Origin of the sequence: Amycolatopsis vancoresmycina (assembly GCF_000716785.1) — a bacterium.
In the GTDB taxonomy this organism is placed as follows: domain Bacteria; phylum Actinomycetota; class Actinomycetes; order Mycobacteriales; family Pseudonocardiaceae; genus Amycolatopsis; species Amycolatopsis vancoresmycina.
This window is the reverse complement of sequence record NZ_JNYY01000007.1, coordinates 222,281-234,958: the sequence shown is the minus strand read 5'-3', so window position 1 is coordinate 234,958 and position 12,678 is coordinate 222,281. Positions and strand designations below refer to the sequence as shown.

General features: G+C 72.8%; 11 protein-coding genes. 5 read left to right on the top strand and 6 right to left on the bottom strand.

The window, feature by feature from the left end:
* The first annotated feature begins 43 nt into the window (after nt 1-43).
* Nucleotides 44-253, top strand: coding sequence for a hypothetical protein (locus OO60_RS19445; protein WP_003068406.1), 210 nt, complete (start codon nt 44-46; stop codon nt 251-253).
* Here OO60_RS19445 and OO60_RS19440 read toward each other — a convergent pair.
* Nucleotides 250-1,389, bottom strand: coding sequence for an acyl-CoA dehydrogenase family protein (locus OO60_RS19440; RefSeq protein ID WP_003068409.1), 1,140 nt, complete (start codon nt 1,387-1,389; stop codon nt 250-252). The genes OO60_RS19445 and OO60_RS19440 overlap by 4 nt on opposite strands.
* A 65-nt stretch (nt 1,390-1,454) precedes the next feature.
* On the opposite strand from OO60_RS19440, the gene OO60_RS19435 reads away from it, so the two are divergent.
* A complete protein-coding gene (locus OO60_RS19435; protein ID WP_003068413.1) occupies nt 1,455-2,096 on the top strand; it encodes a TetR/AcrR family transcriptional regulator in 642 nt (213 codons plus the stop codon).
* A 45-nt stretch (nt 2,097-2,141) separates the two neighbouring features.
* Here OO60_RS19435 and OO60_RS46930 read toward each other — a convergent pair whose 3' ends face one another.
* The gene (locus tag OO60_RS46930) at nt 2,142-2,744 is read right to left on the bottom strand and encodes a hypothetical protein (RefSeq protein ID WP_033261816.1); all 603 of its coding nucleotides are present in this window, start codon (nt 2,742-2,744) and stop codon (nt 2,142-2,144) included.
* 174 nt (nt 2,745-2,918) lie between these two features.
* Here OO60_RS46930 and OO60_RS19425 point away from each other — a divergent pair, with 174 nt between their 5' ends.
* The gene (locus OO60_RS19425) at nt 2,919-3,206 is read left to right on the top strand and encodes an acylphosphatase (RefSeq protein ID WP_003068419.1); all 288 of its coding nucleotides are present in this window, start codon (nt 2,919-2,921) and stop codon (nt 3,204-3,206) included.
* 101 nt (nt 3,207-3,307) lie between these two features.
* Nucleotides 3,308-6,910, top strand: a complete 3,603-nt coding sequence (gene smc / locus OO60_RS19420) for a chromosome segregation protein SMC (RefSeq protein ID WP_033261815.1) — start codon at nt 3,308-3,310, stop codon at nt 6,908-6,910.
* Nucleotides 6,911-7,021: 111 nt separating this feature from the next.
* Here the strand turns inward: smc and OO60_RS19415 are convergent, their stop codons facing one another.
* The 3 genes from OO60_RS19415 to OO60_RS19405 all read right to left on the bottom strand — a co-directional run bounded on the left by OO60_RS19415 (nt 7,022) and on the right by OO60_RS19405 (nt 10,389).
* Nucleotides 7,022-7,522 (bottom strand): DUF3455 domain-containing protein, encoded by a 501-nt coding sequence (locus OO60_RS19415; protein WP_003093656.1) that lies wholly within the window; start codon nt 7,520-7,522, stop codon nt 7,022-7,024.
* Nucleotides 7,523-7,608: 86 nt separating this feature from the next.
* The gene (locus OO60_RS19410) at nt 7,609-9,174 is read right to left on the bottom strand and encodes a sodium:solute symporter (protein ID WP_003093655.1); all 1,566 of its coding nucleotides are present in this window, start codon (nt 9,172-9,174) and stop codon (nt 7,609-7,611) included.
* 9 nt (nt 9,175-9,183) lie between these two features.
* Nucleotides 9,184-10,389: an anhydro-N-acetylmuramic acid kinase gene (locus tag OO60_RS19405; protein ID WP_003093653.1), complete on the bottom strand. Its 1,206-nt coding sequence runs from the start codon at nt 10,387-10,389 to the stop codon at nt 9,184-9,186.
* Nucleotides 10,390-10,528: 139 nt separating this feature from the next.
* On the opposite strand from OO60_RS19405, the gene ftsY reads away from it, so the two are divergent.
* Nucleotides 10,529-11,812: a signal recognition particle-docking protein FtsY gene (gene ftsY, locus OO60_RS19400; RefSeq protein ID WP_003093652.1), complete on the top strand. Its 1,284-nt coding sequence runs from the start codon at nt 10,529-10,531 to the stop codon at nt 11,810-11,812.
* Here ftsY and OO60_RS19395 read toward each other — a convergent pair.
* The gene (locus tag OO60_RS19395) at nt 11,809-12,633 is read right to left on the bottom strand and encodes a hypothetical protein (protein ID WP_156081311.1); all 825 of its coding nucleotides are present in this window, start codon (nt 12,631-12,633) and stop codon (nt 11,809-11,811) included. The genes ftsY and OO60_RS19395 overlap by 4 nt on opposite strands.
* Nucleotides 12,634-12,678: the final 45 nt, after the last annotated feature.

The window sequence follows — 12,678 nt, the reverse complement described above, 5'->3', positions numbered from 1 at the left end:
CAGTGGGTACTTCCTCGGGGTGACTGAGGGGACCAAGAGGCGGATGCCGGCGAGGATCGCGTTCTGGCTGGCGATCGTGTGGAGCGTGTTCACGGTCGCGGCCGTCGTGCTCTCCCTCGGCTGGGAAGCGACCGGGTGGCAGGACGCGCTGCGGTTCGTGTGGCCGGTGTTCGGGGTACTCGCGGCTGCCTTCTACTGGGTCCGGTACTTCCGGACGCGCCGGAGCGGGAGCCGCCGCGTCCGGGGCGGCTAGAACCAGAACGTCGGCTGCTCGATCCCGAACCGCAGCTTCGCGTACCGCTTGGACGCCGCCGTGGAGAAGTAGATGTGCTGGGCCGCCGCGTGCAGGTCGCGGAAGCAGCGCTGCATCGGCTGGTCCGCGTGCAGTGCGCCCGCGCCCGCGTAGCCGAACGCGAAGTTCACCGCGCTCAGCGAAGCGCGCATCGCCTGCTGCGTCGCGAGCAGGAACTGGCCGCGCTGCCGGACGTCCGGGACGTCGCCCGCGCACGCCGTGTCCCACAGCTGCCCCAGCGCGTCGAAGACGAACGCCCGTGCCGAGCGCAGCCGGCCCTCCGCGCGGGTCAGGGCGAGCTGGACGTCGCCGTCCTCGGCGATCGGGCCCGGGCCCGGCGGGCGGAACTTGGCCGGCGCGAACGCCGTGAACTCGTCGAGGGCGCGCCGCGCGATGCCGAGCGGGACACCCACCAGCAGCGCACCCACGAACGTGAAGAACGGGAAGCGCCACAGCGGGCCGTCGTGGCGCGCCGGGTTCGTGAACGGTGCGATCGTGTGCTCCTCGCGCACCACCGCGTCGATCTCGACGTCGTGGCTGCCGGTGCCGCGCAGGCCCGTGACGTCCCAGTTCTCCACCACCCGCACCTCGGCGGCCGGCACGGCGGCGAGCCGCCAGTCCCGCGGGTCGCCGCCGGCGAAGGCGCCGTTGAAGAACAGGTCCGTGTGCGGGCTGCCGCTGCAGAAGCCCCAGCGGCCGGTGAGCGTGAACTTCCCGCTGCCGTCCGGGGTGAGGCGCCCCATCGGCGCGAAGACGCCGCCGCCGATCGGGTCCGGGGTGCCGGCCACGAGCCCGGCGGCGACGGCCGGGTCCAGCCAGGCCAGGAACGCCGAGCCGTTGCCGATGGTGATCGTCCAGCCCGCGGAGCCGTCCGCGCGGGCGAGTTCCTCGACCACCTCGACGATCGCGGCGGGCGGCAGCTCCAGTCCGCCGAGCTCGCGCGGGGTCGCCAGCCGGAACAGCCCGGCCGCGCGGGCCCGCTCGACCAGGTCGCGGGGCAGGGTCTGCAGCTGCTCGGCTTCGACGGCACGGGCGCTCAGCTCGGGCGCGAGGTCCCGCGCGGCGGTGACGGCGTCGGTCGTGGCTTGTTCCATCATGGTCAGCGCCCCCTCAGGGTGTCATGATAGATGGGTATCTATTCGATAGAGGAGTCTCTACCTAAATGGACGGCCCTGTCAAGCGCCGGTACGACACTTCGCGACGCCAGGAGCAGGCGCGCGAAAACCGCCGCCGGATCCTGGCGGCGGCGTCGGCGCTGTTCCGGGAGAAGGGGTACGCGGGCACCGCGATGCCCGAGGTGGCGAAGGCGGCCGGCGTCTCGGTTCAGACGGTCTACAAGGCGTTCGCGAACAAGGCGACGCTGCTCAAGGCCGTGTTCGACGTGACGGTCGCCGGCGACGACGAGGACGTCCCCATCGCCGGCCGCGACTTCATCGCCGAGATCCAGGCCGAGCCGGACGCCGTGCGGAAGATCGAGCTGTACCTCGACCACCTGGCGGGCATCGCCCCCGCGGTGTCCCCGGTGCAGCTGCTGGCCCGCGACGCGGCCGCCGCCGATCCCGCGGCCGCCGAGGTGTGGGCCCAGATGCGGCGGGAAATGCTGCTGGCGATGACGTACTTCTCGGCCGATCTGCTGGCCACCGGCCAGGTCAAGCCCGGCCTGACCGCCGACGACGTCCGCGACATCCTGTGGACCTACCACGGCCCGGAGCAGTACGAGCTGCTCTGCCTGGAACGCGGCTGGTCCCCGCAGCGCTACGGGAAGTTCCTGCGCGACGCGATGGTCGCGGCCGTCCTCGCGTAGGAACGCCGAAGGCCACCGCCGCGGCGGTGGCCTTCGGGAGCGGTACTAGGCCGTGGTGCCGGTCTCGGTCGTGCTCGACGAGGGGGCGCCGGCCGAGCTCGAGCCGCCACCGGACGGCGAGGTCGGGACGGTCGTCGTCGGCGTGGTGGGCGTCGTCGGTGTCGTCGGCGGCGGGGTGGTCGTCGTCTTCGGCGGGGGCGACGCCGACGTGTGGACCGGCGGCGGGGAGCTGTCGCCCGGGTCGTTGCGCGGGGGCGGCGGAGGCGGCGGGGCCTGGGTGACGACCGTCGTGGTCGTCTTGCCGTCCGGGCTCACCGAGACCACCGTCGTCGGCGCGCTCGAGGACGTCGGGCTCGACGTGGTCGGGGCGCCGGCGGTCGACGGGCCGCTGGACGACGACGGGGCGGTCGACAGCGTCTGGACGCCGGCCGGGACGGCCGCCTGGCCGCCGGGGCCGCCCGTGCCGCCCGCCGTGGTCGACGGTGCGGGCCCGGCCAGCTCGGCCACCGCGGCGAACGCGGTCGCGACGACCAGCCCGGCGACCCCGAGCACGACGTACCCGGTGCGGTTCGGTTTGCTGCTCTTGGGCGGCGCGGTGTCGATCCTGGTGATCCGAGAGCTCGAATCCGACCCGGCGGGGCGGGGCATACGGGGCTCCTTGGGGAATTCGGGGAGGCGCGGGCGAGGCCGCGTAACGGGGCAGAGCCACGGCGGGGGAGCGACCTCGGCGGCGAGGTTATCACCGGCGTGCGGGTATTCCCCCAGGTAGTGGCCTTGATCCGTTACTGTGCGCGGTCAGTCGACCCGGACGGGAGGAACGGTGTGAGTGAGGAAGAAACCCCCACCCGGCTGACGGCGTGGGTGCGCGGCCGGGTGCAGGGTGTCGGTTTTCGCTGGTGGACGCGCAGCCGTGCGCTGGAGCTCGGCCTGGTCGGGAGCGCGAGCAACCTCGCCGACGGCCGTGTCGAAGTCATCGCGGAGGGTAGCCGCGACCACTGTCAGCGGCTGTTGTCCGCGTTACGGTCGGGAGAATCACCCGGAAGTGTGGAGCACGTGGCCGAGCGCTGGTCCGACCCGAAAGGGGGACTCGCGGGGTTCGTCGAGCGGTAGCACGCGCCGAGGAGGGGGCGCGTCCGGCGGTACCCGCGGGCCCCCAGGTAGCCTGGGACGATTGAAACGCCAGTACCGGCAGCCAGAGGGGTCAGCACCCAGTGCACCTGAAAAGCCTGACGCTCAAGGGCTTCAAGTCCTTCGCCTCGGCCACCACGCTGCGCTTCGAGCCGGGTATCACCTGCGTGGTCGGGCCGAACGGCTCGGGCAAGTCGAACGTGCTGGACGCGCTGCGCTGGGTCATGGGCACCCAGGGCGCCAAGGACCTGCGCGGCGGCAAGATGGAGGACGTCATCTTCGCCGGCACCGCGGGCCGCGCCCCGCTCGGCCGCGCCGAGGTCACCCTCACCATCGACAACGCCGACGGTGCGCTCCCCATCGAGTACTCCGAGGTCTCGATCACCCGCCGGATGTTCCGCGACGGCGCGAGCGAGTACGAGATCAACGGCGACCGCTGCCGCCTGATGGACGTGCAGGAGCTGCTCTCGGACTCCGGCATCGGCCGCGAAATGCACGTCATCGTCGGGCAGGGCCAGCTCTCGGCGATCCTCGAGTCCAAGCCCGAGGAGCGCCGCGCCTTCATCGAAGAGGCCGCCGGCGTCCTCAAGCACCGCAAGCGCAAGGAACAGACCCTGCGCAAGCTGGCCAACATGCAGGGCAACCTCGACCGCCTCGGTGACCTGACCACCGAGCTGCGCCGCCAGCTCAAGCCGCTGGGCAAGCAGGCCGAGATCGCCCGCAAGGCCCAGTCGGTGCAGTCCGAGCTGCGTGACTCCCGCCTCCGCCTGCTCGCCGACGACCTGGTCACGCAGCGGGACACCATCGCCCGCGACGAAGCCGACGAGCGCACCGCCCGCCAGCGTCGCGCCGAGGTCGAGCAGCACCTCGAGCTCGTCTCCGCCGAGGAGGCCGAGCTGGAAGCCTCCCTCGCCGAGGACGCGCCGCTCCTGCAGACCGCCCAGGAGACCTGGTACAAGCTGTCCGCGCTGGCCGAACGGCTGCGCGGCACCGTCCGCCTGGCCGTCGAGCGCCAGCGGCACCTCTCCGCCGACGTCTCGACCTCGACCGGCGGCCGCGACCCGGAAGAGCTCCTGGAAGAGGCCGAACGCGTCGCCGAGCAGGAGGAGGAGCTCAACGAGGCCGTCATGGAGGCCCGCGAGCTGCTCGCCGAGACCGTGCTCCGCCGCGAGGACCTCGAACAGCGCGTGCAGGCCGCCGAGCGCGCGCACTGGGCCGCCGTCCGCGCCATCGCCGACCGCCGCGAGGGCATGGCGAAGCTGACCGGCCAGGTCGAGGCGCTGCGCAGCAAGAACGGCGCCACCTCCGACGAGATCGACCGCCTCAGCGTCTCCATCTCCGAAGCCGCCGAGCGCGCCGAGATCGCCGTCGAAGAGCTGGAGATGGCTCAGGCCGAGGGCGGCGCCGAGGAGTCCGACGACGCGTCGCTGCTGGAGCGGCACGACCGCGCGGTCGAGGCCAACAACGCGGCCAAGGCGCGTGTCGAAGAGCTGGTCAAGGCCGAACGCGCGGCCGAGCGCGAGATCGCGTCGGAAAAGGCGCGCGTCGAGGCGCTGTCCATGGGCCTGCGGCGCAAGGACGGCGCGGGCGCGCTGCTCGGCGCGTCCCACGAGCTGCCGGGCCTGCTCGGCTCGGTCGCCGCGCTGCTCACCGTCGAGCCGGGACACGAGGTCGCGCTCGCCGCGGCGCTCGGCCCGGTGGCCGACGCGGTCGCCGTCGCCGGCGGCGAAGACGCCCTGCGCGCGCTGAAATACCTGAAGGACACCGACTCCGGCCGCGCGGGCATCCTGCTCGGCGGCCCCGAATTCACCGCGGACACGCATTCGTGGCCGTCGCTGCCGGAAGGCGCGCGCTGGGCCCGCGAGGTCGTCACCGCGCCCGCGCAGCTGCGGCCGGCGGTCGAGCGGGCGCTCGACAAGCTCGCCCTGGTCCGCGACCTCGAATCGGCGCGGCACCTGGTGGCCGTGCACCCGGACGTCCGCGCGGTCACCGCCGAGGGCGACGTCTTCGGTGCCGACTGGGCGATCGGCGGGTCCGGCAAGCGCGAGAGCGTGATCGAGGTCCAGGCCGCCGTCGACGAGGCCGGGGAGCGGCTCCGCCTGGCCGAGCGTTCGCTGGAGCGGTACGCCGCCGAGCTGGAGGGCGCCCGCGCCGAGCAGCAGGCGCGCCGCGAAGAGGTGTCGCAGGCGAAGGACTCCCTGGGCGAGGCGAAGGTCCGACGCGCCCGGTCCTCGGAGCGGCTCAACCGGCTGCAGCAGGCCGCCCGCCAGGCGCAGGCCGAGGTCGAACGGCTCACCGGGCAGCGCGCGAAGGTCGACCAGAGCCGGGTGCAGGCGCTGGCCCAGCTCGCCGAGCTGGAGGAACGGCTCGCCGCCGTCGCCGAGCAGCCCGTCGAGGACGACCCGGACACCGCCGAGCGCGACGCCGCCGTCGAGGAGCTGGCCGTCGTCCGGCAGGAGGAGATGGAGGCGCGGCTCGCGCAGCGCACCTCCGAAGAGCGGGCGCGCAGCATCGCGGGCAAGGCCGAGGGGCTCCGCCGGGCCGCGCACGCCGAGCAGCAGGCCCGGGAACGCGCCGAGCGCGCCGCCGCGGCCCGCAAGCGCGGCGCCGGGATCGCCAACGCCGTCGTCAACGCGGGTGAGCTCGCCCTGGAGCGCATCGAACTCTCGGTGCAGCGCGCCGCCGCCGAACGCGACGAGGTCCAGGCCCGCCGCCAGACCCGCGAGCAGGCGCTGACGAGCGTCCGCGCCAAGGTCCGCGAGCTCACCGGCGAGCTGGAGAAGCTGACCGACGCCGTGCACCGCGACGAGGTCCTGCGCGCCGAGCAGCGGCTGCGCCTGGAAACCCTGGAAGCCAAGATCGCCGAGGACTTCGGCATCGGCCTCACCGACCTGGTGCAGGAGTACGGCCCGGACGTCCCGGTCCCGCCGAGCGCGGGCGAGATGGCCGAGTACGAGGCGGCCAAGGAGCGCGGCGAGGACGTCACCCCGCCGCCGCCGATGCCCTACGACCGCGACACCCAGGCCCGCCGCGCCAAGCGCGCCGAGAAGGACCTGTCGCTGCTGGGCAAGGTGAACCCGCTGGCGCTGGAGGAGTTCGCGGCGCTGGAGGAGCGGTACAAGTTCCTCTCCACCCAGCTGGAGGACCTCAAGGACACCCGCAAGGACCTCGAAGCCGTCATCAAGCAGGTCGACGAGAAGATCCTCGAGGTCTTCGCCTCGGCGTACGCGGACGTGTCCCGCGAGTTCGAGACGGTGTTCGGCGTGCTCTTCCCGGGCGGCGAGGGCCGGATGGTGCTCACCGAGCCGGACGACCTGCTGGCCACCGGTGTCGACGTCGAGGCGCGCCCGCCGGGCAAGAAGGTCAAGCGGCTCTCGCTGCTGTCGGGTGGCGAGAAGTCGCTGGTCGCGGTGGGCATGCTGGTCGCGATCTTCCGCGCCCGCCCGTCACCGTTCTACGTGATGGACGAGGTCGAGGCGGCGCTCGACGACACCAACATGCGCCGGCTGATCGGGCTGCTGGAGCAGCTGCGCGACTCGTCGCAGCTGATCATCATCACCCACCAGAAGCCGACCATGGAGATCGCCGACGCGCTCTACGGCGTGAGCATGCAGGGCGACGGCATCACGAAGGTGATCTCTCAGCGCCTTCGCACGACCGAGGAGGAGCCGGTCCCGGTCAGCTGACCAGCCCTCCGCACGTCCGCCAGGCGGTCGTGAGTGGTAAGGCGGGTTCTAACCCTCCTTACCACTCACGACAAGCCGCGGCAGGCCACTCACGCGATATGGGGGCGCTTGTCAGCCGGCGACCCAGAACGCGTAGTCGGCCGAGTAGCGCACCGCGGTCTGCGCACCGTCCGTGCACGCGCCCGCCGGGGCGACGCCGCCACGGGTGTTGAGGCGCTGGACGTACGTCACCTTGCCGAAGATCCCGTCGCCGGTGTTGAGGGTGGCCTTGAGCAGCACCTCCGGGATCGCGTTCGCCCGCGGCGAGGTCGCCGCCGCCGTCGCGCCGACCGTGCTCCCGTCCACGATCGACGTCCAGACCGGACCCTTGCTGTGCAGGGCCACCGGCTTTCCGTGCCTCGACAGGACCGCCGCGGGCTGGATCAGCGCCCACGCGCCGTTCGTGCAGCCGTAGATCTGCACGCCTTCGGCCGGGTAGGTGGCCACCGGGTGGTTGCCCGCCGGCACCTTGATCGCGTCCGGCACCGTCGGGCCGGCCGGGGTGGCCGAAGCCGTCGCCGCGCCGCCGACCAGGAGGGCACCCGCCGCGAGCGCCACCGTCATCCGCTTCATGGAATCCACCTTCGAAATCCTCCCGCCGCTTTTCGGCGGGCTCCCGCAAACCGACACGGGAGCCCGCCGGAAACGGTTCAGACGGATCAGGCGGCGGGGACCTCCGCGGTTTCACCGGCGGCTTCGGCTTCGGCCGCCTTCGGGTCCGGCGTCCGGTGCCGCAGGGCGAGCAACCCGCCCACGACCAGCGTGATCACCACGCCCAGCAGCGTGTACCACGGGTACGCCAGCGCCACGCGATCCCCGGCCGCCTTGCTGAAGTCGATGCCGATCAGGCCGCCGGTCTTCGCGCTGAACTTCACCCCGAGGATGACGAACGCCATCACCACGACCGTGACGACGAACGCGATGATCGCGTCCACCTGCCGCGCCTTCTTGATCAGCAGGCCGAGCAGGAACGAACCGAGCAGCGCGCCGTAGGTGTAGCCGGTGATCGCCAAGCCGAGCTCGATGACCGAGTTCTTCGTGGTGGAGAACAGCGACGCGAAGACCGCGAACACCACGGCCCAGATCAGTGTCCACATGCGACCGTGGCGCAGCAGCTTCGAGTCTTCGGGTGAACGTTTGGTGAATCGCTGGTAGAGGTCCGCCACGGTGGACGTCGAAAGCGCGTTGAGCGCCGAGGCGAGCGCCCCCATGGTCGAGGCCAGCACCCCGGCGATGAGCAGGCCCGAGACACCGGCCGGCAGGTCGTCGATGATGAACCGCGAGAACACGTCGTCCGGGCTCTGCAACCCGAGCTGCGCCACCGACTTCCGCCCGTTGAACACCCACAGCATCGCCCCGACCAGCAGGAACAGCGCGAACTGCACGGTGACGATGACGCCGCTGCCGATCAGCGCCTTCTGGCCGTCGCGCAGGCTGCGGGTGGCCATCAGCCGCTGCGCGATCAGCTGGTCGGCGCCGTGCGAGGCCATCGACAGGGCCGCGCCGCCGAGCACCGCCGTCACGAAGGCGTACGGGCTGGTCAGCAGGTTCTTCGTGAAGTCGACGAGCATGAACTTGCCGTCCGCGGACGCCTGCGTGGCCCAGTCGGCCGGCAGCTTGTTCAGCAGCACGATCGCCGCCACCGCCGCGCCGCCGAGGTAGAGCGACAGCTGGATGACGTCGACCCAGACGACCGCCTTGATGCCGCCGATGTAGGCGTAGATCAGGGTCAGCGCGGTCAGGATGACGACGATCACCCAGTAGTCCAGGTGGATGTCGTAGTGCCCGAGGATGACCTTGATCGGGATCGCACCGGCGAACAGGCGCACGCCCTCGGCGAGCAGCCGCGTGATCACGAAGGTCACCGACGCGGTGCCCTGCAGCCCGGAGCCGAACCGCTTGCCCAGGAACGCGTACGCGCTGACGAGGTTGCCGCGGAAGTACCGCGGCAGCAGCACGAACGCGGCGATCGTCCGGCCGATGATGTAGCCGAAGGCCAGCTGCAGGAACAGGAACGCGTTGCCGAAGACCAGCCCTGGTGTGCTGATCACGGTCAGCGTCGAGGTCTCCGTGGCCACCACGGACAACATCACCGCACCCCACGGCAGGCTGCGCTCGCCGACGAAGTAGTCGGCCGCCGACCGTTGCTTCCGGCCGACGAGCACGCCTATCAGCGGCATCGCCGCCAGGTAGACCACGATGATGGCGAGGTCGACACCGCGCATGGAGCTCTCCTACCGTCCGGTCTTCTCCGCGACTCGCAACCGTGTCACGCTGCCCCCCAGCGGGGCGGGAAGAATCAGGGGGCCGGCGCCGGGGACCAGCGCGCCGAGCACGCGCGGCCCGCGTGCGCCGGTCGCCGACGGCACCGTACCCGGTACGCCGCACCAGGTCAGCCAGCCGAGCAGCGCGGTCAGGTAGGCCTCCTTGCCGCCGCTTGGCAGTCCGAGGTTGTCGCTGGTCCGCAGCGCTGCCGGCGCCAGCTTCTTCGCCAGTGCCGTCATCAGTGCCGGGTTCGCGACTCCGCCGCCGGAAGCGACGACGGTGGCGACGTCGTGGCCAAGGCACTCCTCGGCGACGGTCGCCGCGGTCAGCTCGGTCAGCGTCGCCAGCAAGTCGTGGGGGCCCACCGGCGGCAGTCCGGCCAGCGCCGCGTCGAGGTAGTCCGCGGTGAAGTGCTCCTTGCCGGTGGACTTCGGTGGCGGGGCGGCGAAGTACGGGTCGGCGAGCAGCCGGCCGAGCAGGTCCCAGCGCACCGAGCCGCCGAGCGCGAGGCGGCCGTCGACGTCGCGGTGCCGCCCGGTGACGCGGTGGGCCGCGAGGTCGAGCAGGGCGTTCGCCGGCCCGGTGTCGTAGGCGATCGCGGGTTCGCCGCCGGCGACGACGGTGATGTTCGCGATGCCGCCGAGGTTCAGCGCGGCGACCGGCCGGCCGGTGTCCTCGGCGAGGCCGCGCAGCCACAGCTGGTCGAGCGTACTGGCCAGGGGAGCCCCGTGGCCGCCCGCGGCGACGTCGCGGGCCCGCAGGTCGGCGCACACCGGCAGCCCGGTGCGTTCGGCGATCCAGGCGGGCTGGCCGAGCTGCAGGGTGCCGCGGGCGTGCCCGTCCTCCACCCAGTGGAAGACCGTCTGGCCGAGTGACGCGACGAGGTCCGCGCCGCCCAGCTCGTCGACGCCGCGTGCGGCCGCTTCGGCGAACGCCTGGCCGACGCCGGTGTCGAGCCGCGTCAACTCGCCGGCGGTGCACGGGTTCGGCGGCAACGCGGCGAGCAGGGCTTCGCGCAGGGGTTCCGGGTAGGGGATTTCGAGCTCGCCCAGCGGCGTCAGCACGACCGTGCCGTCTTCGGCGTGCAGGTCGGCGGCGGCCACGTCGATGCCGTCGAGCGACGTGCCCGAAATGAGCCCGATCACCCGGACGCCGTGGCTCGCACGTTTCCCCATCCGGAGGGGTTTAGTGCAGCTCCCGGGGCGGCGCAACCCGTGTGGTGAAGTCTTGGCTCAATCGGGACCCAGCTCGTTACGAATTGCCTGTGCGGACGGGGTGTCCGCGGCGGCGCGGCGCGGATGAAAGGATGGGCGCGTGTCGAGCACCTGGTTCCTGTTCGTAGTCGTCGCCGTCGTCGTGCTGGTCGCCCTCCTGGTGACCGGCCTGCTGGTCGCGCGCAAGCGCCGGATCAGCCTGGACGCCCAGCGCGAGGTCGAGGAGAAACCCAAGGGCGGCTCGTACGCGGCCAGCGGGGGCATCGCGCTGGCCCCCGGTGGCACCGAGGCCCCCGAGCACCCGGTCGAGGACCGGCCCGAGGTCGACGGCCAGCCGGCCGTCGGCGACGACGCGGCGGTGCCGCGCGACTCGGCGCAGCGCACGGTCCGGGACGTCAAGCTGCCGGACGCCGAAGTCGCCGAACCGGCCCCGGCGGCCGCCGAGGAGATCGAGCCGGCGACGGGCCGCATGGAACGGCTGCGCGGCCGGCTGTCGAAGTCGCGTTCGATGTTCGGCACGAGCCTGCTGGGCCTGCTCGGCGCGGGTGACCTGGACGAGGACTCCTGGCAGGACGTCGAGGACACGCTGCTGATGGCCGACCTGGGCGCGGCCACCACGAACCAGATCGTCGAGCGGCTGCGCGACGAGCTGTCCCGGCGCGCGGTCCGGTCGTCGGCCGAGGCCCGCGAGGTGCTGCACGAGGTGCTGACGGCGCAGCTGTCCACCGACGGCCACCGCGCGGTGCGCGCGCTGCCGCACACGGTCGACGGCCGCAAGCAGCCCGCGGTGGTGCTGGTCGCGGGGGTCAACGGCACGGGCAAGACGACGACCACGGGCAAGCTCGCCCGCGTCCTGGTGGCCCAGGGCGGCACGGTCCTGCTGGGCGCGGCGGACACGTTCCGCGCGGCGGCGGCCGACCAGCTGCAGACGTGGGCCGAGCGCGTGGGCGCGGAGGTCGTCCGCGGCAAGGAGGGCGCGGACCCGGCGGCGGTGGCGTTCGACGCGGTCAAGCGCGGCGTGGACACCGGCGTCGACGCGGTCCTGGTCGACACCGCGGGCCGCCTGCACACGAAGACGGGCCTGATGGACGAGCTGGGCAAGGTCAAGCGCGTCGTCGAGAAGCAGGCGAAGGTCGACGAGGTGCTGCTGGTCCTCGACGCGACCACGGGCCAGAACGGGCTCATGCAGGCCCGGGTGTTCGCCGAGGTCATCGACGTGACGGGGATCGTGCTGACGAAGCTGGACGGCACGGCCAAGGGCGGCATCGTGTTCCAGGTCCAGAGGGAGCTCGGCGTGCCGGTGAAGCTGGTCGGGCTCGGCGAGGGGCCGGACGACCTGGCGCCCTTCGAACCGGGTGCGTTCGTGGACGCGCTCCTGGGCTAGGTGATCGGCTGCCGGCTGCTCCAGTCGTACACGGTTTCGCCGCGGTTGAGGGCGTTGTGGTGCAGCATGCACAGCCCCGTGCCGCCGATGCCGAACGGCGGGTGGAAGCAGCGCGAGCCGAACCGGCTGGTCGCTGCCCGGCACCGCGGCCGGCCGGCGCGCTGCGCGGACCGGCCGAACCGGTCGGCACTCGCGGCGGCCGCCGCGTGGCGGGCCGCCGCCGCCGCCGCGCTCGCCGCCGCGGCACCGGCGCTCGGGAGCAGCCGCGGGGCGGGCGTGGTCCGCGGGGCGATTTCGAACGGGCTGGTCCCGTCCGCCGACCGCAGCCCCAGCTTCTCGAGGAGCTGGGGCGTCGGGACCTGGCTCGCGATGGTGAGCCGGTCGGTCCCGCTGCTCGCGACCCAGTGGCGGACCCAGCCGACGCCGTGCAGCACCGGCTTGCCGCCGAGCTCCGCGGGCGGGTCGAGGACCAGGGCGCTGATCAGGTAGTCGTCGCGGGGCAGGGTGAGGTGCGCGGTCTCGCCGAGCACCATCGGCACGGTCACGCCCGCGGTCCGCTCGCCTTCGCGCGGCGCGGTCTGGAACGCCAGCAGCACCGGCCGCCGCCCGGCGAGCGCGGCCCGCACGGTGATGTCGACGTCGCTGGTGACGTCGCCGAGCCGGTGCCGCCGCGGCTCGGCCCGGGGCGGCACCGGGGGCAGGACCACCTGGCGGGGCCCGTCGAGCAGCCGGTCGATCCCGCGTTCGGCGAGCCGTCCGACGATCGCGGCGCCTGCCGTCTGCCCCAGCCAGATGAGCGACATGGTGAACGGTTCCGGCACTTCGTCTCCCTCCGCGAGCACGTGCTGCCAAGAAAGACGCTCCGG

Excerpts from the sequence above, each read along its gene's own strand:
- OO60_RS19445 (WP_003068406.1), top strand. The coding sequence starts at position 44 with ATGCCGGCGAGGATCGCGTTCTGGCTGGCGATCGTGTGGAGCGTGTTC.
- OO60_RS19440 (WP_003068409.1), bottom strand. The coding sequence starts at position 1,389 with ATGATGGAACAAGCCACGACCGACGCCGTCACCGCCGCGCGGGACCTC.
- OO60_RS19435 (WP_003068413.1), top strand. The coding sequence starts at position 1,455 with ATGGACGGCCCTGTCAAGCGCCGGTACGACACTTCGCGACGCCAGGAG.
- OO60_RS46930 (WP_033261816.1), bottom strand. The coding sequence starts at position 2,744 with ATGCCCCGCCCCGCCGGGTCGGATTCGAGCTCTCGGATCACCAGGATC.
- OO60_RS19415 (WP_003093656.1), bottom strand. The coding sequence starts at position 7,522 with ATGAAGCGGATGACGGTGGCGCTCGCGGCGGGTGCCCTCCTGGTCGGC.
- OO60_RS19410 (WP_003093655.1), bottom strand. The coding sequence starts at position 9,174 with ATGCGCGGTGTCGACCTCGCCATCATCGTGGTCTACCTGGCGGCGATG.
- OO60_RS19405 (WP_003093653.1), bottom strand. The coding sequence starts at position 10,389 with ATGGGGAAACGTGCGAGCCACGGCGTCCGGGTGATCGGGCTCATTTCG.